The sequence below is a fragment of the Citrobacter sp. Cu233 genome, assembly GCF_030332225.1.
In the GTDB taxonomy this organism is placed as follows: domain Bacteria; phylum Pseudomonadota; class Gammaproteobacteria; order Enterobacterales; family Enterobacteriaceae; genus Citrobacter.
Map to the genome: position 1 here is coordinate 1 of NZ_JAOWIF010000030.1, position 20,898 is coordinate 20,898.

The 20,898-nt window shown below is 50.2% G+C and carries 22 protein-coding genes; 11 read left to right on the top strand and 11 right to left on the bottom strand.

Features of this window, described 5'->3' with window-relative positions:
• Positions 1-303 precede the first annotated feature (303 nt).
• Both sapB and sapA read right to left on the bottom strand, forming a co-directional pair.
• Positions 304-1,269, bottom strand: coding sequence for a peptide ABC transporter permease SapB (sapB, locus tag OGX95_RS06070; RefSeq protein WP_286628743.1), 966 nt, complete (start codon positions 1,267-1,269; stop codon positions 304-306).
• Positions 1,266-2,909: an ABC transporter substrate-binding protein SapA gene (gene sapA / locus OGX95_RS06075; protein ID WP_286628744.1), complete on the bottom strand. Its 1,644-nt coding sequence runs from the start codon at positions 2,907-2,909 to the stop codon at positions 1,266-1,268. The genes sapB and sapA overlap by 4 nt, the downstream gene beginning before the upstream one ends.
• Positions 2,910-3,457: 548 nt before the next feature.
• Here sapA and OGX95_RS06085 point away from each other — a divergent pair.
• Positions 3,458-3,910, top strand: a complete 453-nt coding sequence (locus tag OGX95_RS06085) for an SgcJ/EcaC family oxidoreductase (protein ID WP_286628745.1) — start codon at positions 3,458-3,460, stop codon at positions 3,908-3,910.
• A 69-nt stretch (positions 3,911-3,979) separates the two neighbouring features.
• Here the strand turns inward: OGX95_RS06085 and OGX95_RS06090 are convergent, their stop codons facing one another.
• From OGX95_RS06090 to pspF, 7 genes are all read right to left on the bottom strand, one after another.
• Positions 3,980-4,624, bottom strand: coding sequence for a QnrB family quinolone resistance pentapeptide repeat protein (locus OGX95_RS06090; protein WP_286628746.1), 645 nt, complete (start codon positions 4,622-4,624; stop codon positions 3,980-3,982).
• A 75-nt stretch (positions 4,625-4,699) separates the two neighbouring features.
• Positions 4,700-5,341, bottom strand: a complete 642-nt coding sequence (locus OGX95_RS06095; RefSeq protein WP_286628747.1) for a helix-turn-helix transcriptional regulator — start codon at positions 5,339-5,341, stop codon at positions 4,700-4,702.
• Between the two features lie 126 nt (positions 5,342-5,467).
• Complete coding sequence (locus OGX95_RS06100; RefSeq protein ID WP_286628749.1) at positions 5,468-6,436, bottom strand: threo-3-hydroxy-L-aspartate ammonia-lyase; 969 nt, start codon at positions 6,434-6,436, stop codon at positions 5,468-5,470.
• A gap of 26 nt (positions 6,437-6,462) precedes the next feature.
• Complete coding sequence (locus OGX95_RS06105; RefSeq protein WP_286628751.1) at positions 6,463-6,858, bottom strand: RidA family protein; 396 nt, start codon at positions 6,856-6,858, stop codon at positions 6,463-6,465.
• Positions 6,859-7,234: 376 nt separating this feature from the next.
• Positions 7,235-7,807 (bottom strand): TetR/AcrR family transcriptional regulator, encoded by a 573-nt coding sequence (locus tag OGX95_RS06110; RefSeq protein ID WP_286628752.1) that lies wholly within the window; start codon positions 7,805-7,807, stop codon positions 7,235-7,237.
• A gap of 85 nt (positions 7,808-7,892) precedes the next feature.
• Positions 7,893-8,756 carry an arginase family protein gene (locus tag OGX95_RS06115; protein WP_286628754.1) on the bottom strand — a complete coding sequence of 288 codons (864 nt, stop codon included), beginning with the start codon at positions 8,754-8,756 and terminating at the stop codon, positions 7,893-7,895.
• Between the two features lie 222 nt (positions 8,757-8,978).
• Positions 8,979-9,968: a phage shock protein operon transcriptional activator gene (pspF, locus tag OGX95_RS06120; protein ID WP_286628755.1), complete on the bottom strand. Its 990-nt coding sequence runs from the start codon at positions 9,966-9,968 to the stop codon at positions 8,979-8,981.
• A gap of 155 nt (positions 9,969-10,123) precedes the next feature.
• Here pspF and pspA point away from each other — a divergent pair, with 155 nt between their 5' ends.
• From pspA to tyrR, 8 genes are all read left to right on the top strand, one after another.
• Positions 10,124-10,792, top strand: coding sequence for a phage shock protein PspA (gene pspA / locus OGX95_RS06125; protein WP_006684341.1), 669 nt, complete (start codon positions 10,124-10,126; stop codon positions 10,790-10,792).
• 54 nt (positions 10,793-10,846) lie between these two features.
• On the top strand, positions 10,847-11,071 hold the full coding sequence (pspB, locus tag OGX95_RS06130; protein WP_048211519.1) for an envelope stress response membrane protein PspB: 225 nt from the start codon (positions 10,847-10,849) through the stop codon (positions 11,069-11,071).
• On the top strand, positions 11,071-11,430 hold the full coding sequence (gene pspC, locus OGX95_RS06135; RefSeq protein WP_137381742.1) for an envelope stress response membrane protein PspC: 360 nt from the start codon (positions 11,071-11,073) through the stop codon (positions 11,428-11,430). Before pspB ends, pspC begins: the two co-directional genes overlap by 1 nt.
• A gap of 8 nt (positions 11,431-11,438) precedes the next feature.
• A complete protein-coding gene (gene pspD / locus OGX95_RS06140) occupies positions 11,439-11,660 on the top strand; it encodes a phage shock protein PspD (RefSeq protein ID WP_286628756.1) in 222 nt (73 codons plus the stop codon).
• A 76-nt stretch (positions 11,661-11,736) separates the two neighbouring features.
• A complete protein-coding gene (pspE, locus tag OGX95_RS06145; RefSeq protein WP_286628757.1) occupies positions 11,737-12,054 on the top strand; it encodes a thiosulfate sulfurtransferase PspE in 318 nt (105 codons plus the stop codon).
• A 142-nt stretch (positions 12,055-12,196) separates the two neighbouring features.
• The gene (locus tag OGX95_RS06150) at positions 12,197-13,594 is read left to right on the top strand and encodes a YcjX family GTP-binding protein (protein ID WP_286628758.1); all 1,398 of its coding nucleotides are present in this window, start codon (positions 12,197-12,199) and stop codon (positions 13,592-13,594) included.
• Complete coding sequence (locus OGX95_RS06155) at positions 13,591-14,652, top strand: YcjF family protein (protein ID WP_286628759.1); 1,062 nt, start codon at positions 13,591-13,593, stop codon at positions 14,650-14,652. Before OGX95_RS06150 ends, OGX95_RS06155 begins: the two co-directional genes overlap by 4 nt.
• Before the next feature lie 146 nt (positions 14,653-14,798).
• Positions 14,799-16,343, top strand: coding sequence for a transcriptional regulator TyrR (gene tyrR / locus OGX95_RS06160; RefSeq protein WP_199973940.1), 1,545 nt, complete (start codon positions 14,799-14,801; stop codon positions 16,341-16,343).
• 56 nt (positions 16,344-16,399) lie between these two features.
• On the opposite strand, the gene tpx is transcribed toward tyrR, so the two are convergent.
• Positions 16,400-16,906 (bottom strand): thiol peroxidase, encoded by a 507-nt coding sequence (gene tpx, locus OGX95_RS06165; protein ID WP_040230898.1) that lies wholly within the window; start codon positions 16,904-16,906, stop codon positions 16,400-16,402.
• 115 nt (positions 16,907-17,021) lie between these two features.
• Here tpx and ycjG point away from each other — a divergent pair, with 115 nt between their 5' ends.
• The gene (gene ycjG / locus OGX95_RS06170) at positions 17,022-18,008 is read left to right on the top strand and encodes an L-Ala-D/L-Glu epimerase (RefSeq protein WP_286628761.1); all 987 of its coding nucleotides are present in this window, start codon (positions 17,022-17,024) and stop codon (positions 18,006-18,008) included.
• Here ycjG and mpaA read toward each other — a convergent pair.
• Positions 17,983-18,690, bottom strand: coding sequence for a murein tripeptide amidase MpaA (gene mpaA / locus OGX95_RS06175; RefSeq protein WP_005126515.1), 708 nt, complete (start codon positions 18,688-18,690; stop codon positions 17,983-17,985). The two genes, ycjG and mpaA, sit on opposite strands and share 26 nt — an antisense overlap.
• A gap of 184 nt (positions 18,691-18,874) precedes the next feature.
• Between mpaA and mppA the strand changes: the two genes are divergently transcribed.
• A complete protein-coding gene (gene mppA, locus OGX95_RS06180) occupies positions 18,875-20,488 on the top strand; it encodes a murein tripeptide ABC transporter substrate-binding protein MppA (protein WP_286628763.1) in 1,614 nt (537 codons plus the stop codon).
• Positions 20,489-20,898: the final 410 nt, after the last annotated feature.

The window sequence follows — 20,898 nt, forward strand, 5'->3', positions numbered from 1 at the left end:
TCAGACAGTATCTGGAACAGGAGTAATGACGATGCGATGGCGGCAATGAAAAACACTGAACTGGAGCTTGAGCAAATTCAACAGGATCCTCAGCAATAGATCGTTGCCGCAGCTGCGTCGCATGCAATGAAAGAATAACAATAGGAATGGAGTTGATAGCTCCGGCAATCACTAAAAATTGCATTGCCGGAGCAAACAGGAAAAACAATGTGTACATTTTTGTGTATTAAAATCAGTGAATTCACGAAATGAAATTTTCTAATCTACTGATTTTTATGATTTTATTTGTATTGTTTATAAGTGCTATCGTAGGGCATACCATTCCTTATGTTTCAGAGGGTTAGCCATAGCACCCAAAATATCAGAGATGACGTTAACGATAATAACCAGCGAGCCAATCACCATCACCCCCGCTGAAATCGCGGCGTAGTCTTGCTGGCGAATAGCGTTAATCAACCAACGCCCCAGTCCAGGCCAGCTAAAGACCATCTCGGTGATCATCGCCAGCGTCAGCATGGTGGAAAACTGTAATCCCAGACGAGGAATGACCGGCGGAAGGGCGTTGTGCAATACGTGGCGACGCAGAATGGTGAAGCGTGACAAACCGCGCGTGGCTGCCGCTTTGACATAGTTCTGATCGAAAACCTCAATGGTACTGATCCTCATCAGGCGAATGACCTCCGTCGTGGGCGCGACGGAAAGCGTCAATACCGGAAGCACCATATGACGGATTGCGCTGACCACCATTTCGTCGCGCCAGGGGGAGTCAGAGATCCACGCATCAATAATGGCGAAACCGGTCACCGGTTTTACTTCGTAAAGCAAATCGAAACGTCCCGAAACGGGTAACCAGCCGAGAGTCAGTGAGAAGAGGAGTGTCAGCAGCAGCGCCAGCCAAAAAACAGGAATGGAAAACCCCATCAGCGCCAATGCGCTGATGCAGCGATCCTGCCATTTATTGCGCGTGATGCCGGCCAGCATGCCGATGGGGATCCCGACCATCAGCGCAAACCCAAAGGCAAGAATACACAGCTCCATCGTGGCGGGGAAAACCTCTTTCAGCTGTTCTGAGATTAACTGACCGTTAATACTGGAAACGCCAAAATCCCAGTGAATCAGACCGTTGAACCAGAATATCCAGGCGTTCCACAGCGATGCGCCTTGTAATGGCGCATGGGGGGTGAAGTAGCTCAGGCTGAATCCAATGAATGTCAGGAAGAACAGGGTGACCAGCAGTAATAAGAAGCGACGCAGGGTGAAGATAATCATGGTTTTTTCACCTCATCAGTCTTTTCCCTGGAAACTCCGGCAAAGGAGGCATTCCCGAACGGACTTAGCACCAGACCTTTGATGTCATAGCGGTAAGCCTGTAGACGCAATGATGAGGCCAACGGCAGGATCGGCAACTCTTGCGCCAGGATATTTTGTGCTTCGTCATAGGCGTCAATACGTGAGGAGAGCTGCTGCGAGGACAATGCTTTGCGCAGTATGTTGTCGAACTGCGGATTACACCAGTGCGCGAAGTTGGTCTGTGAGTTGATGGCGGCACAACTGAGCAGCGGTCGGAAAAAGCTGTCAGGATCGTTACTGTCCGTCGCCCAACCGGACAACGTCAGATCATGGTTCATATCCATTAATCGCGCCTCCTGAAAACGACCTTCAACCGGGATGATCTTCACTTTCACACCCACCTGCGCCATATCTGCCTGGATCAGTTCCGCTGTTTTCAGCGGACTCGGGTTCCAGGCCTGAGAGCTGGTCGGGACCCACAATTGCAACGTCAGGTTCTCCAGTCCCAGTGCTTTTAACTGTTCACGGGATTTAGCTGGGTTGTATTCAGTAATCTTAGCTTCGTTGTCATAAGCCCACGAGGCGCGGGGTAAAATAGATGCTGCAGTTTCTGCCGTACCGTAGTAGATAGACTGCATCAGACGCTGGTTGTTAATGGCCAGTGCCAGCGCATGCCGCACTGCGGGGTTATCCAGCGGCGGTTTATTGGTGTTGAATGCCAGATAGGCAATGTTCATTCCAGGACGCAGTGTCAGGCGCAGACGTGGGTCATCACGTAATATGGTGAGCTGACTGGCCGCAGGCCAGGCCAGAACGTCGCACTCCCCGGTCAGGAGCTTTGATAACCGTCCGGTTCCGCCTGAACCGAGATCCACAACGACCTGTGGCATCAGGGGCGTGCCGCGCCAGAATTTTTCGTGACGTTGTAGACGAATATATTGTCCCGCGCGGTTTTCTGAAAGCAGGAACGGTCCTGTGCCGACGGGCTGTCTGTCGAGTAATTCCTGGCGATCTTGTTTGGCCAGTTGTGTGGCATATTCAGCTGACATTACAGAGGCATAATGTGTCGCCAGGTGCCACAGGAAGGAGGCATCTGGCTGAGTCAGACGAAATTCGACCGTGTTGTTATCCAGCTTGCGCACGCTTTGCACGTTGTCAGCGAATTGCAGACTATCGAAGTAGGGAAAATTGCTGCCATTGACGTTGTGCCACGGATGGTGGCGGTCAAATATGCGCTCGAAGGTAAACACCACATCATCTGCATTTAGCTTACGGGTAGGCGTAAACCAGGCTGTCTTTTGAAACGAGACGTCGCGGCGCAAGTGGAAACGGTAGGTTGCACCGTTGTCCAGCACTTCCCAGCTCTCAGCCAGTTCTGGCACCAGTCGATAGGTGTACGGGTCCACATCAAGCAGCCGGTCATAGAGTTGGGCAGCCAGGGTGTCGACAATCAGGCCGCTGCTCGCTTTCTGTGGGTTGAATGTATTGACTTGCCCGCTGACGCAATAGACAAAGCCGCTGTCACGAATATCAGCGTGCGTGGTCTGCTCAGGCGTGGCAACAGCCTGACCACTCAGAAGTCCAGCCATCACGATCAGAGTTGATAAAACCAGGCGCATAATTTTAAGGGGCTATGAATAAAGAAGCTATCTTACTAATATTTAATGACATTCGCCATTACCGTTTGAGTTTGGGCGCAACCATACAGTTCGTTGCAAATTCAACGTTGCGGCCTGGTCAATATTCATACCAGCGATCCACTTTGAATATAACTCATAAACTATCTTAGCATTTTCATGCCCCATCTGACCCGTAATAAACGAAGCGCGAGCCTCGTGAGGGTATAGCTAAGCCAAATTTATGCGCTGTAGTGCCGCAAGTGCCGAAACTTAAGGAAGAGATAGCGTTAAAGGGAATCTGGAAGAGGTACAGAAATCATATGAATGCTGAACTATAATCATTCAGGTAGTGGTTGATGTTAAATACAGAGCAAGAAAGAAAAAATATCTAATTATTTCATCGTATTACTAACCCACCTTTTTTCTGGCGTCTTTATTTTCTACACCCGGCGTAGGTTAATGGTTTCTATTGGTCATTACAGGTGAGTTGACTATCCGGTTATCAATGACCTTCTCGCGGCCATCTAACCATTAATGGAATGATTACTATGAAGAAATTATTTGGTTTTGCTGTTTCACTGATCCTTTTATCGGGTCCCGTTTTTGCGACTCCGGCGCCAGAATGTGTGAAGGTGAACAATGCGCAAATCGAAGCGCTATTCGACAAGTGGAATGAATCACTGAAAACGGGTAATGCGAAGACGGTATCCGAAAATTATCTTAGTGATGCAGTATTACTACCCACAGTATCGAATAAAGCCCGTTTAACAGATGCTGAACGTGAGGATTATTTTGAGCATTTCCTGGCGAAAAAACCTACCGGGAAAATTGACAGTCGAACCATTCGCCTTGGCTGTAATAAGGCGATTGATGCTGGTACTTATACCTTCACCTTCGCAGATAAATCGACTGTCTCGGCCCGTTATACGTTTACTTACGCATGGGATGGGAAGGCGTGGAAAATTTCCACCCACCACTCTTCAGCAATGCCTGAGGGGTAACAGAACAGATACGCAGGGGCGGGGATCCTCCGCCTCTTGCGTACTTATTGTACGCTCGATTGGCCAGGGCTAACCGATAATGGCAATCCCAAGCCGTTCCAGGATCAAAGAGGCCTGGTAGCTGTCCAGCTTAACGCCTTGTAAATCGACACCCCGAACATCTAAATCACCCAGTTCAGAATTGGTCAGATCGCAATGCGTGAAGTTCGCGGCTCGCCAGTCGAACGATGTAAACTCACCACCAGAGAGATCGGAGCCGCTAAATGTTGCACCGAGGATCTGCGTGCCAATCCAGCGGTTTTCCCACAGCTCACACTTTTCTAACACGACTTTTGAAAAATTGGCGTAGCTCAGGTTGGTGTTGGTGATATATGCGCTGCAGAACCAGGTACGTGTGGTTATCATATTCATAAAACTTGCGCCGCGAAAATCCGCACCCTGAGCGCGGCATCCGCGGATTTCAACACCCAGTGCGCTGATATTTCTGAAGTCTGCCATTGATAAATCACAGTTTTTAAAGATGGCATCCTTCAGGATAGCCCGGCTGAAATGACACCCTTTTTGGCCCTCACGGTCGTAAAACTGACAACCGACAAATTCAGTGCCACTAAGATCGGTGCCAGAAAAGTCGCAGTTAAAAAACGTGCTGTTTTCAATTTTCGCCCCGGTAAAGCGGTTCCTGTCGATTTTTTCACCCACTAACGCTAGAGTCATAATGCTAATCCTGTTTTTTTATACAGTATTCGCAGCATGGTAAACTGATTCCAGCCCTCGCGTCAAACGACCAACTTATTCGCCGATAGCGTTAGCCTGACGGGCGTACAGGTAGGCGGTTGCTCTGGACACCCCCAGATGCTGCGCCACCGTATCCATGGATTTTCGTACGTTCAGTAAACCTTCCTTACGCAATTGTTGAATCAGTACCTTTCTGTCTTCTGTTTTCAGCGCCCGCGCCGTTGTTGCGCGTTTAGCCGCAAAGTCATCAATACGCTGGCGAATCACTTCATTACTGCCAGGATCGAGGTGCTCGCTGACCGGTGAGCACTCGGTTTCAGTAAACCGTGCAAGCGCACTCTGCATCCCGCGAAATAGCGTCATATCAACATTCAGGCAGAGCGCCGCGACGTATATGCCTTGCTCGTCCTTGATGCCAATAGAGGTACTTTTTACCGGACGACCATCAGCAAACTGATTGCTGTAGTTGGCAACGATGTTGGGAAAATCAGGTGATGCGATCCGCGCCAGTCCAAGCTCCGTTGCGGGCTGACCAGCTTTGCGACCGGACAGATTATTGTGTATGGATAAGATCGCATGCTCAGGGTTCTTGAGGTCATGAACCACAACCTCGCAAAACGGAGAGAATGTGTCGCTCAGTCCTTTGGCGATGGTATCGATTTGATTGAGTAGCGAGTTATCGTTGGTTTTTGGCATGCCAGTCTCCTGCAGTGATGCCTGTTGCCATTTTGGCGGCCAGTTTACAGCGTCCCGGGACCTCTTTTCCAGACTGGAACAGGCGCATAGGGATAAGGCATCCGCACCGCAGATACCTTAATGAGATTACCCGGCAAGGAATTCACTGTAGCGGCTGATATCAACATTACCACCACTGATGATAATGCCAACTTTCTTTCCTCGAAGGTCCGCTTTTCGCGCTCTTGCGGCGGCAAAACCAAGACAGCCCGTCGGCTCCACGACCATTTTCATTCGTTCCGCGATAAATTTCATCGCGGCAATTAATTCATCATCTGAAACCGTCAGAATAGCGTTAACATGTTTCTGGATCAGTGGAAAGGTATGCTGTCCAAGATGTTGGGTCTGCGCGCCATCTGCAATGGTTTTCGGCGTATCGATGTGCACAATTTTGCCACTGCGAAACGACTGTTGACCGTCGTTGCCTGCCTCAGGCTCTACACCATAGATAAGACAATCAGGGGACAAGTGTCGCGCGGCCAGTGCGGAACCAGACAGAAGACCGCCACCACCCAGACAAACAAAAAGGGCATCCAGAGCACCAACTTCTTCAATCAGTTCTTTCGTGGCGGTACCCTGGCCTGCAATAACGTGAGGGTGATCGTAAGGCGGGATCAGCGTCAGTCCCTGTTTTTCTGCCAGATCCCGGCCAATTTTTTCACGATCTTCAGTGTAACGGTCGTACATCACAACATGTCCGCCATACCCTTTTGTGGCCGCAACTTTAGCGGCTGGCGCGTCGTGAGGCATGATAATCGTCGCTGGAATGCCCAGCAATTTTGCGGACAGAGCGATTGCCTGAGCATGATTTCCGGATGAAAATGCCACGACGCCGGCCGCGCTCTGTTCTGGCGTAAACTGACGCAGGGCATTCATCGCGCCACGGAACTTAAATGCCCCCATCCGCTGGAAGTTTTCGCATTTAAAGAAAACCTCAGCGCCAAACTCCTCATTCACCGTTCGTGATGTCATAACCGGTGTCTTGTTCGCATAACCTGCGATGCGCTCAGCGGCTGCGGCAACATCGTGGTAATCAGGTAGTGTCATTTCAGTCATTGTTGTTCACCTGTAGCAGTTAAAAGTCACACTTGTTGTGCTAACGCAATGGCTTCGATTTCTACAGCAAAGCCGTAATGAAGCTCGGAAACACCAGCAACAGCACGGGCTGGACGGGAATCACCGATCCATTCGCCGTAGAGCCGGTTAAATGTCGGCCACTGGTTAATGTCCGTGACATAAACGCGTACCGATACCAGTTGCTGGCGAGAAACGCCGGCCCCCGCCAGACAAGCATCAACATTCTGTAGAGCCAGTCTGGTCTGTTCTTCAAAAGAAGCATCCGCTTTTCTTTCACCATTAGTCGTGACAGGTAACTGTCCGGAAATGAAAACGAATCCTCCGGCAGTCACACTGTGTGAGTAATGGCCCGCTGGTGGGAAGCTATCCGTCGTTGTGTTCAGGGTAATATTTGTGGGCATGGTTCAATCTCCAGCTTAAATAATGATGATTCATTTGGTATAAAATAATACTATTTGTATTATCTTATACACCTTCGTCATCCATGCATCCAGTCTCTTTTTGCAGCGACTGCTGCCCCTGTGAGCGGCGTAAAGCGCTCGGCATATCAGCTGAGATATTTGTATAACATCAGGGTGTATGGCTGTAAGGCCGGATAGAAATGATGAGATCGCAGAAATGATTTTTTGTTTTTTCTCGTGGTTGGGATCTCAGGTGCAATCCACCATTAATTGTACAAATTGATACGTTGTGTATTGATCGTGTTGATGTCCGCAATACCCACTTCTGGCGCGAAGTGGGTAGGGGACAGATCAGAAAACAGGCGAGAAACGAATTTTATTTGAGCAGTTTTGACATTAAATCAGGGAACACAGGCACATCTGTGGCTAATGAGAACGCAGGGTTAATAGCCTTACGGGCAATCAGTCCGTCAATAAATGCAAACAGAATGATGGTTATCGCTTCCGGGTTAATATCCCGACGAAACTCTCCTGCGGCGATACCTTGCGCAATTATTCCCGCAATGCTTTGTCGCATTATGTTATCGCTGGCGATAAACGCTTCCCTGAGCGCCGGGTTGCGTGCCGATTCGGCCATGATTTCTATCCAAAGGTGGTGCGTGACAGGGTAACCGACATCGCTTATACAAGAAACGACCTGCCTGCAAAGACGATCAAAAAACGATCCGCTACAGGGCTCATTATGGGCAGCCAGGGCAGTGTTTTGCTCTTCCAGAACGATTGCCCGTATAAGCTCATCCTTACTTTTGAAGTAAGTGTACATAGCTCCCTGGCTGATACCTGCACGCGTGGAAATTTCGCGCACGCTGGTAGCATTGAATCCTTTCTCAGCAAAACAGGCTGCAGCCGCGGTAATAAGCTTATGGTAGGTTTCAGTATTCTTTAGCATATCGACCTTTATCTTTGAATCTATGGCGAAACTTTACCGCGCTTTAAGGCCTGGAACCAGCGATGAGATGGATAGATATCTTGCGTTACTTCATGAGAGGTAATGCACTGAGCATATTCTTGAGATTTACCATATCCCATGGCAGATGTTCAGCAATGGTCAGCCCGACGGCCTCTGCGTTTGCGGTGGCAAGATTAACCAGCTTAAGCACCTCTTCAATAGTCAGTTTACCCTCAGCCACATCGCCAAAATCATGTTCCCCTCTGCCTGGTTGGGCGAACAAAACAGAACGGAAAAGTGACGGGTCCAGAACATCCAGATCAATATGAATCGCCAGATATTCAATGTGCTCACGGACAATCCACGCCATAACCTCGTTTGCACCGTTTTTAACATCATCAGGGCCAGTCGTCGCAATACTGTGATGGGTCAGATAGTCGCTTTCGTATATCAATGGATTGTGAATGCCGGCAATCATAATTTTTGACGGAGAAATCTTGTGTGTGACGTGGGCTACTAAATCTTTATCGCCCGTGCCGATCAGCGCGCCAAGTACATGGGCATGCGCATTTGGATACTGTTCAGCCGTCTGCACGTCGGGGTGAGAGTCGATCCAAAGCACCCCCAGCGTATCACCGTACTTATGCAGCAGATGCGCGAAGGGCACCAAAGAAACCAGGCAGTCACCACCTAATACGACAATTGCGTCGGGATCGTGTTTTTCAATAAGCGTCGCTGCATCGTTTAACTGTTTAAGAATCTGTGGTTTACCAGTAATGCCATCGATTACAGCCAGCGGCTCACTTTCTGGCAAAGCAACGGGAACATCCTCGACGGGGCCATTCGCTTCAGGCGAGAGAAAAGACAACAGAAGTGATCCGAGATGATAGGGGGGATTGTTGCCTCCCTGCCATTGGGGGAAGGAAAGTCGAAGCGTTTTTTTGGCCATAATTTACCTGCTGTCAGTTTCTAAGGAGGATCGTCAAGGTGTATCCGTTTTGGTCGCCTTGTGATGACCAAATGAATGAACATTCATTCATTATGGGGTCGATACGAAACTTATGCAAGAATGCGGCGCAATATTCTCTATCCCTGCCTGATTTTGACGTCTGTCAAATTTACCACCAGACATTTGTTACCGTAGAATAGGATTTTGTATAACCATGAATCGCTAAATCTGGTGTTTTTTAAGCAACGCGCGGAGCTGATGGTACGTCAGCCCAAGCAGTTCGGCGGCCTTTTTCTGGTTGAATTTTGCCTGCTGTAAGCTGGTTTGCAGAAACGTCTTTTCTTGCTGTTGCTGGAATGCGCGGAGATCCAGCGGTAATGTTGCCATTGTAGAGTGGGTTTCCTGCTGCTGAACGTCTGTGGTGTGGCGCTTAAACGGATCTATCACTACCTCGTCCAGTGGATATTCGCTGGTACCATGTCGGTATACCGAGCGTTCAACAACGTTTTTCAATTCACGGATATTGCCCGGCCAACGATAGTGGAGAAGTGTTTCTCTGGCTTGTGCGCTAAAACCGGGAAACAGCGGCAATCCAATCTCGCGGCACATTTGAATCGCAAAATGTTCGGCCATCAACATGATGTCGCTTTTACGTTCCCGTAAAGGTGGAAGTTGCACGACATCAAAGGCCAGTCTATCCAACAGGTCCGCGCGGAAAGTACCTTCACTGACCATTCCCGGTAAGTCGGCATTGGTGGCACAGACCAGTCGCACGTTAACCTGCAGCGGCTGGCTACCGCCTACGCGCTCGAGTTCTCCATACTCAATAACGCGCAGTAATTTCTCTTGTACCAGCATCGGTGCGGTTGCCAGTTCATCAAGAAAAAGCGTCCCGCCGTCGGCGCGTTCGAAGCGACCAGGATGGCGTTTTTGCGCCCCGGTAAAAGCGCCAGCTTCGTGGCCGAAGAGTTCGGAATCGAGTAAATTTTCGTTGAGCGCCGCACAATTAAGAGAAATAAACGGTCCTTGCCAACGTGTGGAAAGGTAGTGCAGACGGTTGGCGATTAACTCTTTTCCTGTGCCACGCTCACCGATAACCAGCACAGGTTTTTCCAGGGGGGCCAGATGGGAGACTTGTTCCAGCACTTCAATGAAGCTGTTTGCTTCGCCCAGAAGATTATCTTTGTATCCTGCCATGATGAAATTCACCATTTGTTAGTGTTATTCACCAATCTACCCTAATTATCTCGTCAGGTAAAATTAGATATTATCATTAAAATCAATAAGATAAAAAATTGGCACGACAAGTGCATTATGGAAGCAGCAGGGCATTGCCCGATATCAGAACAGTAAGTGAGGATTACATTATGGGTATTTTTTCTCGTTTTGCCGACATCGTGAACGCCAATATTAATGCGTTGCTGGAAAAGGCCGAAGATCCGCAGAAACTGGTGCGGTTGATGATTCAGGAAATGGAAGACACGCTGGTTGAGGTTCGATCTAACTCAGCGCGTGCACTGGCAGAAAAGAAACAGCTGTCCCGCCGGATTGAACAGGCCAGTGCGCAGCAGGCTGAGTGGCAGGAAAAAGCGGAGCTGGCGCTGCGTAAAGAGAAAGAAGATCTGGCGCGTTCTGCATTAATTGAAAAGCAGAAACTGACAGATTTAATTGTTTCTCTGGAGCATGAAGTGACGCTGGTTGACGATACGCTGGCGCGTATGAAAAAAGAGATTGGTGAGCTGGAAAACAAACTCAGCGAAACCCGAGCTCGTCAGCAGGCATTGATGTTGCGTCATCAGGCGGCGAGTTCTTCCCGCGATGTCCGTCGTCAGTTGGATAGCGGCAAACTGGATGAAGCAATGGCCCGCTTTGAATCTTTTGAGCGCCGTATTGATCAGATGGAAGCGGAAGCCGAAAGCCATAACTTTGGTAAGCAAAAATCTCTGGATCAGCAATTTGCTGACCTGAAAGCAGATGATGAAATCAGCGAGCAGCTGGCGCAGCTTAAAGCCAAAATGCAGCAAGACAAGCAATAATAACAACTGGCGGCGCCCGAACGCGCCGCCGCTCATCACCTGTAAGGAGTACTCATGAGCGCGTTATTTCTGGCCATTCCGTTAACTATCTTTGTGCTGTTTGTTTTGCCGATCTGGCTGTGGCTGCATTACAGCAACCGTTCCAGCCGGGGTGAGCTGTCGCAAAGCGATCAGCAACGTCTGGTGGAACTCAACAATGATGCACAGCGCATGCGTGAACGTATTCAGGCGCTGGAAGATATCCTTGATGCCGAACATCCAAACTGGAGGGACCGCTAATGGGGGGCGTTAACCTGAACAAAAAACTGTGGCGTATCCCACAGCAGGGCATGGTAAAAGGGGTCTGTGCCGGTATTGCGCACTATCTCGATGTCCCCGTGAAGCTGGTAAGGATCCTGGTGGTACTGTCAGTCTTTTTTGGTCTGGCCTTTTTCACTGTAGTTGCCTACATCGTGTTGACGTTTGTGCTGGATCCAATGCCGGACAACGTCGCATCCGGCGAGCAACAGCCATCGAGCGGAGAACTGTTAGATTCCGTCGATCGTGAACTGGCTGCGAGCGAAAAGCGTTTGCGTGAAATGGAACGTTATGTGACATCGGATACCTTCACATTACGCAGTCGTTTCCGTCAATTGTGAGGATTGAAATGAATAATCGCTGGCAACGTGCCGGGCAAAGGGTTAAGCCGGGCTTTAAAATAGCAGGCAAGCTGGTGCTTCTGACTGCGCTTCGCTACGGCCCCGCGGGCGTTGCGGGGTGGGCGGTGAAATCCGTAGCTCGCCGTCCGTTAAAAATGTTGCTGGTGTTGGTACTGGAGCCATTATTAAACAAAGTAGCCAGGAAAATTTCCCAACGCTATGGCCAGTGATAGCATGCTCGCAATATTTCCTTAAGATCAAGTATATAGTGTTAGGTGACTTTCCATCATTTAACGGAACGAAAATATGTTGAAAAAAGGAGTATTAGCGCTGGCGCTGGTCATCGGCATGCCGGTATTTGCGGCCGAGCACTGGATTGATGTTCGTGTTCCTGAGCAATATCAGCAGGAACATGTTCAGGGGGCTATCAACATCCCTTTAAAGGATTTGCAGGCACGAATAGCAGCAGAAGTCCCTGATAAGACCGACACTGTGAAGTTGTATTGCAACTCAGGTCGTCAATCCGGGATGGCAAAAGATATGCTGAGCAGGATGGGCTATACACAGGTAACCAACGAAGGCGGTATCAGCGGGATTAATCTTCCTAAAGTAGAGAATAAATAATCTGCATGCTTTCTTTTGGCTAAAGGCGACATGAACGATGTCGCCTGATTTCTTTCAGGGAGTTGATAACCCAGTATTAAACCTTATCTTTACTTCCTGTTTGTTATAATTTCTTCGGTTCCTTCAGCATAACGGGATGGCGATGAAGCGACTTAAAAATGAACTCAATTCGCTGGTTAATCGCGGCGTAGATCGGCATCTGCGCCTGGCTGTCACCGGACTTAGCCGCAGCGGTAAAACAGCGTTTATTACCGCAATGGTAAACCAGTTACTCAATATTCATGCCGGTGCTCGTCTGCCGTTGCTCAGTTGTGTGCGTGAAGAGCGCCTGCTTGGCGTAAAGCGGGTTCCTCAGCGCGATTTTGGTATTCCGCGCTTTACCTATGACGAGGGGCTGGCCCAGCTTTATGGCTCTCCACCAACCTGGCCGACGCCGACGCGCGGCGTCAGTGAAATTCGCCTGGCGTTGCGCTACAAATCCAACGATTCTTTGCTGCGTCATTTTAAAGATACGTCCACGTTGTACCTGGAAATCGTCGATTATCCGGGGGAATGGCTGCTTGATTTACCGATGCTGGCCCAGGATTACCTTGGCTGGTCACGGCAAATGACCGGGTTATTGCAGGGGCAGCGGGCAGAATGGTCGGCAACATGGCGGCAGTTAAGTCAGGGATTAGATCCGTTAGCGCCTGCCGATGAGAATCGTCTGGCGGAGATTGCTGCTGCGTGGACGGACTATCTGCATCAGTGCAAACAACAGGGATTGCATTTTATTCAGCCCGGGCGCTTTGTGCTGCCGGGGGACATGGCTGGCGCACCTGCGCTGCAGTTTTTCCCGTGGCCGGATGTTGATGCTTTTGGTGAGTCAAAACTGGCACAGGCGGATAAACACACCAACGCAGGTATGTTGCGCGACAGGTTTAATTACTACTGCGAAAAGGTCGTGAAAGGGTTCTACAAGAATCACTTTCTGCGCTTTGATCGCCAAATTGTGTTGGTTGATTGCCTGCAACCGCTTAACAGCGGACCACAGGCGTTTAACGATATGCGTCTGGCACTGACACAACTGATGCAAAGCTTTCATTATGGTCAGCGCACGTTGTTCCGGCGGTTGTTCTCGCCGGTAATCGATAAGTTGCTGTTCGCTGCCACTAAGGCCGACCACGTCACGGTCGATCAGCATGCCAATATGGTGTCGTTGTTGCAGCAATTGATTCAGGACGCCTGGCAAAATGCCGCGTTTGAAGGCATCAGTATGGACTGTCTGGGACTGGCATCGGTGCAGGCAACCACCAGCGGGCTGATTGATGTGAAGGGCGAGAAGATCCCCGCGCTGCGCGGCAATCGTCTGAGCGACGGCGAGCCGTTGACCGTCTATCCGGGAGAAGTCCCTGCGCGTTTACCGGGCCAGGCTTTTTGGGATCGCCAGGGTTTTCAGTTTGAAGCCTTTCGCCCGCAGGTCATGGATGTGGATAAACCCTTACCGCATATTCGCCTGGATGCCGCGTTGGAGTTTTTAATAGGAGATAAATTGCGATGAGCGAGCCGTTAAAACCGCGTATCGATTTCTCAGGTCCTCTGGAAGTGGAACAAAACACGGCATTTAAAGCACAGCAAACGTTCAACGATACGGAAGCGCAGACTTTCTCTCCGGCGACAGTGGATGAACAGCTGGAAGACGAAGGTCAGGCTGAAGCCGTGATTGATGCCGCATTACGTCCTAAGCGCAGCCTGTGGCGCAAAATGGTGATGGGTGGGCTGGCACTGTTTGGCATCAGTGTGGTTGCTCAGGGCGTGCAGTGGACGATGAACGCCTGGCAGACTCAGGACTGGGTTGCGCTGGGGGGCTGTGCTGCGGGCGCGCTGATTATTGGCGCAGGCGTGGGGTCGGTGGCAACCGAGTGGCGTCGGCTGTGGCGTTTACGTCAACGCGCCCACGAACGTGATGAAGCGCGTGAACTGTTGCACAGTCACGGAACCGGAAAAGGTCGCGCATTTTGTGAAAAGTTGGCGCAACAGGCGGGTATCGATCAGTCTCATCCTGCGCTACAGCGCTGGTATGCCTCTATCCATGAAACGCAAAATGATCGGGAAGTTCTGAGCCTGTATGCCCATCTGGTGCAGCCGGTGCTGGATGCGCAAGCACGACGTGAGATCAGTCGTTCTGCGGCGGAATCCACGCTGATGATTGCCGTCAGCCCGTTAGCGTTGGTGGATATGGCGTTTATTGCCTGGCGAAATCTGCGTTTGATTAACCGCATTGCAACGCTGTATGGCATCGAACTCGGCTATTACAGCCGTTTGCGTCTGTTCCGTCTGGTGCTGTTGAATATCGCCTTTGCCGGGGCCAGCGAGCTGGTGCGGGAAGTAGGTATGGACTGGATGTCGCAGGATTTAGCGGCCCGGTTATCCACGCGTGCCGCGCAGGGTATTGGCGCGGGCTTGTTAACAGCGCGTCTGGGGATTAAAGCGATGGAGCTGTGCCGTCCATTACCGTGGATTGATGATGATAAACCGCGACTGGGTGATTTCCGCCGTCAGTTGATTGGTCAGGTGAAAGAGACCTTACAAAAGAACAAATCCCCGCGTGAAAGTTGAGTAAAAACGGGCGCCGATCGTATAACTTTACGCCCCGGCGTCCAATTTTCCAGCGTGCTGTCAATATTTGTTGACAGAGTCCTTCCTGCTAACCCAATACTGGCTTATCATCTAACACATAATCCCTTGTTCAGGTGAAGGTTCCTATGCGTTTGGAAGTCTTTTGTGAAGACCGTCTTGGTCTGACCCGCGAATTGCTCGATTTACTGGTGCTGAGAAGCATTGATTTACGCGGTATCGAGATTGACCCCATCGGGCGAATTTACCTTAATTTTGCGGAACTGGAGTTCACTAACTTTAGCAGCCTGATGGCTGAAATCCGCCGTATCGCAGGGGTAACGGACGTCCGTACCGTGCCCTGGATGCCTTCCGAACGCGAACATCTGGCGCTTAGCGCATTGCTTGAAGCATTGCCTGAACCCGTTCTTTCTCTGGATATGAAAAGCAAAGTGGAGATGGCAAACCCGGCAAGTTGCCAGCTTTTTGCCCACCCCCAGGAGCGGATGCGCAACCACACGGCTGCACAGCTCATCAATGGGTTTAACTTCCAACGCTGGCTGGAAAGTAATCCGCAGGATTCCCATAGTGAACATGTTGTGATTAACGGGCAAAACTTCCTGATGGAGATTACGCCAGTCCATTTGCAGGGTGAAAACCAGGAGCAGATGCTAACCGGTGCCGTGGTGATGTTACGTTCTACCCTCCGCATGGGCCGTCAATTGCAAAACATGACCACCCAGGATCTGAGCGCATTCAGCCAGATTATTGCCGTCAGCGCCAAAATGAAACACGTTGTTGAACAGGCGCGCAAGCTGGCGACGCTGAGTGCGCCGCTGCTGATCACCGGGAATACCGGTACGGGCAAAGATCTCTTTGCGCATGCCTGCCATCTGGCGAGCCCACGTGCGTCAAAACCCTATCTGGCGCTGAACTGCGCGTCTATTCCTGAAGATGCGGTAGAAAGCGAACTGTTTGGTCACGCACCGGAAGGTAAAAAAGGGTTTTTTGAGCAGGCGAATGGCGGTTCCGTGCTGTTGGATGAGATTGGCGAAATGTCGCCGCGCATGCAGACGAAATTGCTGCGCTTCCTCAATGACGGGACGTTCCGTCGTGTGGGGGAAGATCATGAAGTTCATGTTGATGTTCGCGTAATCTGCGCGACGCAAAAGAACCTGGTGGAACTGGTGCAGAAAGGTCTTTTCCGCGAGGACCTCTATTATCGTCTGAATGTCCTGACGCTTAATCTGCCGCCGCTACGCGATTGCCCACAAGATATTATGCCGCTCACCGAGTTGTTTGTGGCGCGTTTTGCCGACGAGCAGGGTGTACCTCGTCCGAAATTGTCTGCCGATCTCAGCACGGTGCTAACCCGCTACGGCTGGCCGGGTAATGTGCGTCAGCTTAAAAATGCTATCTATCGGGCGTTAACTCAGCTTGAAGGCTATGAACTGCGTCCGCAGGATATTTTATTGCCGGATTATGATGCAGCGACGGTTGCCGTCGGAGAAGAGGTGATGGAAGGGTCACTGGATGAAATTACCAGCCGCTTTGAACGTTCCGTGTTGACGCAGCTTTATATGAATTATCCCAGCACGCGTAAATTGGCCAAACGCCTGGGGGTTTCACATACCGCGATTGCCAATAAGTTACGCGAGTATGGTCTGAGTCAGCAGAAAAAAAGCGAAGAGTAATGATGCAAATAAAAATGCCTCCAACTGGCTGGAGGCATTTTTGTATTCAGGGCAACTTAGGCTTTCAGCACGGCCAACGCTGCATCATAGTCAGGCTCGTTGGTAATCTCATTTACCAGTTGGCTGAACACGATGTTGTCATTTTCGTCGATAACGACAACGGCACGAGCAGCCAGACCTTTCAGCGGACCTTCGGCAATTTCAACGCCGTAGTTTTTCAGGAATTCTGCGTTACGCAGGGTGGACAGCGTGATAACGTTGCTCAGACCTTCCGCGCCGCAAAAACGAGAGTGGGCGAATGGCAGGTCGGCTGAAATGCACAGTACAACGGTGTTGTCGATTTCTGTCGCCAGTTGGTTAAACTTACGTACCGATGCCGCGCACACGCCGGTATCAATGCTTGGGAAAATATTCAGCACTTTGCGCTTGCCTGCGAACTGGCCCAGCGTAACGTCAGACAGGTCTTTAGCCACAAGGGTAAAAGCCTGAGCTTTGCTTCCCGCCTGAGGAATGGAGCCGGCGACTGCGACCGGGTTGCCCTGGAAATGAACGGTTTGTGACATGGTTATCTTCCTGTTTACATATAGTTAACGTCAAGGCTAGTTTATGCCATCAGCAGTTAACACGGCAAACGCTATTTGCGGATATCCGCTTCAGGGACTGCATTAAGGAAAACAAATGAGATCAGTTAAGGTGTATGAGGAAGCCTGGCCGCTACACACTCCCTTTGTGATTGCCCGTGGGAGCCGGACCGAAGCGCATGTGGTGGTGGTTGAACTGGAAGAGAATGGTGTAAAAGGTACTGGAGAATGTACGCCTTATCCTCGCTATGGCGAAAGCGATGCGTCGGTACTGGCTCAAATTATGAGTGTTGTGCCACAACTGGAACACGGTTTGACGCGTGAAGCGCTGCAGGCATTGCTGCCCGCGGGGGCGGCGCGTAATGCCGTTGACTGTGCGCTTTGGGATCTCAATGCACGTCAGCAACAACAGTCTCTGGCCGACTACGTTGGTACTGAACTGGATGCAACAGTAACGACCGCGCAAACCGTCGTGATAGGCACGCCGGAGCAGATGGCAGCGAGTGCGACTGCGCTCTGGGATAACGGTGCCCGATTGCTGAAAGTCAAACTGGATGCACACTTAATCAGTGAAAGGATGGTTGCGATCCGGGAGGCTGTGCCTGAGGCGACAATTATTGTCGATGCTAATGAGTCCTGGCGTGCTGAAGGGCTGGCCGCACGCTGTCAGTTAATGGCGGATTTAGGCGTTGCGATGCTGGAGCAGCCTCTGCCGGCTCATGATGATGCCGCGCTGGAGAATTTCGTGCATCCGCTGCCTATCTGTGCAGATGAAAGCTGCCATACCCGAAGTAGTCTGAAAGCGCTGCATGGCCGCTATGAAATGGTGAATATTAAACTTGATAAGACAGGCGGACTGACGGAGGCGCTGGCGCTGGCGGCCGAAGCCCGCGAGCAGGGATTTGCGTTGATGCTCGGATGTATGTTGTGTACATCCAGGGCGATCGGCGCTGCATTGCCGCTTACGCCACAGGTCAGCTTTGCCGATCTGGATGGCCCAACCTGGCTGGCCCGAGATGCAGAACCTGCGTTGCATTTTACAACCGGGCAGCTTCATCTCAAGGATGCCAGCGCAAAAGGTTAGACATTGCCAGCAGATATTTTTCGCTCGCTTCATCCGATGAAATGGGCGGAAATTCTGCCGTAATGCAATGCAGATTTAGATCGGCGCACCAGCTACCAAAAGAACCTGGCGTTTCATAACCGACGCTGGTTACCAGCGGCAATTCGAACGACTGCGCCAGCCACGCGCCTAATTCGCTGTGTCTGGGATCTTCAATACAGGCCAGCGGATCGTGAAAAGAAACTACCCATGCAGGGTGAATGTGGTGAATAAGTTGGCATAGTGCCTGGGTCTCGGGCTCTGATCCCGGATGATCGCCGGTCAATAACACCACATCACGCTCTTCTGCGCTGCTGTTCCAACGATATACCGTTTCACCGGATTTCCAGTTTGCAGCCGGAAAGTTACGGTTAAGATCAACGCCGTTTGCATTTGCACGCAGACCCAACTGGCAACCGTCAGGGTTAACGGCCAGCACTACATGATGCCGACGCAGGGAAGGGTTCAGCGTACGTAAGGCACAGGACAGGGTGACGACTGATGAGTTTTCATCACCGTGAGTACCCGCCAGTATCAAACCGCTTTCACGATCGGCTGCCAGCGCCGGGAACCAGATTAGCGGGGCGCCCAATAGTGAACGTCCGTAATGTTCAGTTCCTGGCGGAAATGCGCCACGCTCGGCACGGGGACGGGTAACGGTCATAATCATCTCTGAATGCATGAATTGTTACTCGCAGTGTTGTGCAAAATGTATGGATAATCAAATCGTTTTCACACACTTATCTTTTCAGGTGTAATATCACTTTCCTGTTGGAAGTTAATTGCATTTCCTGCTGACGATACAAATAATGACTCATTCACTTAGTGGCCAGAATTGAGGGTATTTTATGAGGCATTCTGTTTCAGTAACCTGTTGTGCGCTGTTGGTTAGCAGCATTTCTTTATCTTATGCTGCGGATGTTCCCAGCGGGACGGTACTGGCAGAAAAGCAAGAACTGGTGCGTCATATAAAAGATGAGCCAGCGTCACTCGATCCGGCAAAAGCCGTGGGGCTTCCAGAAATTCAGGTTATTCGCGATTTATTCGAAGGGCTGGTCAATCAGAATGACAAGGGTGAGATTATTCCCGGTGTTGCCACACAGTGGAAGAGTAATGATAACCGCATCTGGACGTTTACGCTGCGCGATAATGCTCAATGGGCCGATGGTACGCCGGTAACAGCACAGGATTTTGTCTACAGTTGGCAGCGTCTGGTGGACCCGAAAACACTATCGCCTTTTGCCTGGTTTGCCGCGCTTGCGGGGATCAACAATGCCCAGGCGATCATCGATGGCAAAGCCGCGCCCGATAAGTTGGGTGTCAGCGCGGTGGATGCGCATACCTTCAAAGTACAGTTGGACAAACCGCTACCCTGGTTTGCCAACCTGACAGCGAGCTTTGCGTTTTATCCCGTTCAAAAAGCCAATGTCGAAAGCGGTAAAGAGTGGACGAAGCCAGGCAACCTTATCGGTAACGGTGCCTATGTGCTGAAAGACCGTGTGGTTAATGAGAAACTGGAAGTTGTGCCGAACACACATTATTGGGACAACGGCAAAACAGTGCTGCAAAAAGTGACTTTCCTGCCGATTAACCAGGAATCTGCCGCGACCAAACGCTATCTTGCTGGCGATATTGATATTACTGAGTCCTTCCCGAAAAATATGTATCAGAAGCTATTGAAGGATATTCCTGGCCAGGTTTATACGCCGCCGCAGCTTGGTACCTATTACTATGCGTTTAACACGCAAAAAGGGCCGACTGCCGATTCACGCGTGCGTCTGGCGCTCAGTATGACTATCGATCGCCGTCTGATGGCGGAGAAAGTATTGGGGACTGGAGAAAAACCCGCATGGCATTTTACGCCTGATGTGACGGCTGGATTTATCCCGGAACCTTCTCCGTTTGAACAAATGAGTCAGGAAGAGCTTAACGCTCAGGCGAAAACGCTGCTGCGTGCGGCCGGTTATGGTCCTCAGAAACCACTGAAATTGACGTTGTTGTATAACACGTCTGAAAATCATCAGAAGATTGCTATTGCTGTGGCTTCCATGTGGAAGAAAAATCTTGGTGTGGATGTGAAATTACAGAACCAGGAATGGAAAACGTACATTGATAGCCGTAATACCGGTAATTTTGATGTGATCCGCGCATCCTGGGTAGGAGATTACAACGAGCCATCCACATTCCTGTCGTTATTAACTTCGACCCATACGGGAAATATTTCCCGCTTTAACAATCCGGCATACGATAAAGTGTTGACTCAGGCGACGCTGGAAAATACAGAGAAAGCACGGAACGCTGATTATAACGCAGCAGAAAAGATCCTGATGGAACAGGCGCCTATTGCGCCGATTTATCAGTACACCAACGGGCGTTTAATTAAACCGTGGCTGAAGGGGTATCCGATTACCAATCCGGAAGATGTGGCATACAGTCGCACTATGTATATTGTGAAACACTAGTTGCGTACCTTCTCCTGTTAACCTTCGTTAACCACTTCAAAAACCAGGACTGGCGCTGACTTCAGCGCCAGCATCTCCGGATATCCAGTATTAACCTCATTAGCAGCAACATGTCATATTTGAAGGGAAAAGAGATCGTGCCGCCCAGTCCATAGCATTTAAGATACGTCAACTGATGAACAAAGTACTCGAAAATGTCATGGTTCGTAGTCCTGAAATTAATGATGATTGTCATCATTGCAATAAATCAACGCTTGTTAATATTATGTCATGTGTTTATGTCTGTGGTTAGACTTCAGTCTAATTAAGTCACTATTGGTATCTGGTCGGGTTATCAGATTGTGATTGCGGTTATTTGCAGGTGTGAAAAATAATATGGATTGCATGTGGGTTAGAATTAATTTTGTTGG

Bases quoted from the DNA above. Each gene is read 5' to 3' on its own strand.
- sapB (WP_286628743.1), bottom strand. From the start codon at position 1,269: ATGATTATCTTCACCCTGCGTCGCTTCTTATTACTGCTGGTCACCCTG.
- sapA (WP_286628744.1), bottom strand. From the start codon at position 2,909: ATGCGCCTGGTTTTATCAACTCTGATCGTGATGGCTGGACTTCTGAGT.
- OGX95_RS06085 (WP_286628745.1), top strand. From the start codon at position 3,458: ATGAAGAAATTATTTGGTTTTGCTGTTTCACTGATCCTTTTATCGGGT.
- OGX95_RS06090 (WP_286628746.1), bottom strand. From the start codon at position 4,624: ATGACTCTAGCGTTAGTGGGTGAAAAAATCGACAGGAACCGCTTTACC.
- OGX95_RS06095 (WP_286628747.1), bottom strand. From the start codon at position 5,341: ATGCCAAAAACCAACGATAACTCGCTACTCAATCAAATCGATACCATC.
- OGX95_RS06100 (WP_286628749.1), bottom strand. From the start codon at position 6,436: ATGACTGAAATGACACTACCTGATTACCACGATGTTGCCGCAGCCGCT.
- OGX95_RS06105 (WP_286628751.1), bottom strand. From the start codon at position 6,858: ATGCCCACAAATATTACCCTGAACACAACGACGGATAGCTTCCCACCA.
- OGX95_RS06110 (WP_286628752.1), bottom strand. From the start codon at position 7,807: ATGCTAAAGAATACTGAAACCTACCATAAGCTTATTACCGCGGCTGCA.
- OGX95_RS06115 (WP_286628754.1), bottom strand. From the start codon at position 8,756: ATGGCCAAAAAAACGCTTCGACTTTCCTTCCCCCAATGGCAGGGAGGC.
- pspF (WP_286628755.1), bottom strand. From the start codon at position 9,968: ATGGTGAATTTCATCATGGCAGGATACAAAGATAATCTTCTGGGCGAA.
- pspA (WP_006684341.1), top strand. From the start codon at position 10,124: ATGGGTATTTTTTCTCGTTTTGCCGACATCGTGAACGCCAATATTAAT.
- pspB (WP_048211519.1), top strand. From the start codon at position 10,847: ATGAGCGCGTTATTTCTGGCCATTCCGTTAACTATCTTTGTGCTGTTT.
- pspC (WP_137381742.1), top strand. From the start codon at position 11,071: ATGGGGGGCGTTAACCTGAACAAAAAACTGTGGCGTATCCCACAGCAG.
- pspD (WP_286628756.1), top strand. From the start codon at position 11,439: ATGAATAATCGCTGGCAACGTGCCGGGCAAAGGGTTAAGCCGGGCTTT.
- pspE (WP_286628757.1), top strand. From the start codon at position 11,737: ATGTTGAAAAAAGGAGTATTAGCGCTGGCGCTGGTCATCGGCATGCCG.
- OGX95_RS06150 (WP_286628758.1), top strand. From the start codon at position 12,197: ATGAAGCGACTTAAAAATGAACTCAATTCGCTGGTTAATCGCGGCGTA.
- OGX95_RS06155 (WP_286628759.1), top strand. From the start codon at position 13,591: ATGAGCGAGCCGTTAAAACCGCGTATCGATTTCTCAGGTCCTCTGGAA.
- tyrR (WP_199973940.1), top strand. From the start codon at position 14,799: ATGCGTTTGGAAGTCTTTTGTGAAGACCGTCTTGGTCTGACCCGCGAA.
- tpx (WP_040230898.1), bottom strand. From the start codon at position 16,906: ATGTCACAAACCGTTCATTTCCAGGGCAACCCGGTCGCAGTCGCCGGC.
- ycjG (WP_286628761.1), top strand. From the start codon at position 17,022: ATGAGATCAGTTAAGGTGTATGAGGAAGCCTGGCCGCTACACACTCCC.
- mpaA (WP_005126515.1), bottom strand. From the start codon at position 18,690: ATGACCGTTACCCGTCCCCGTGCCGAGCGTGGCGCATTTCCGCCAGGA.
- mppA (WP_286628763.1), top strand. From the start codon at position 18,875: ATGAGGCATTCTGTTTCAGTAACCTGTTGTGCGCTGTTGGTTAGCAGC.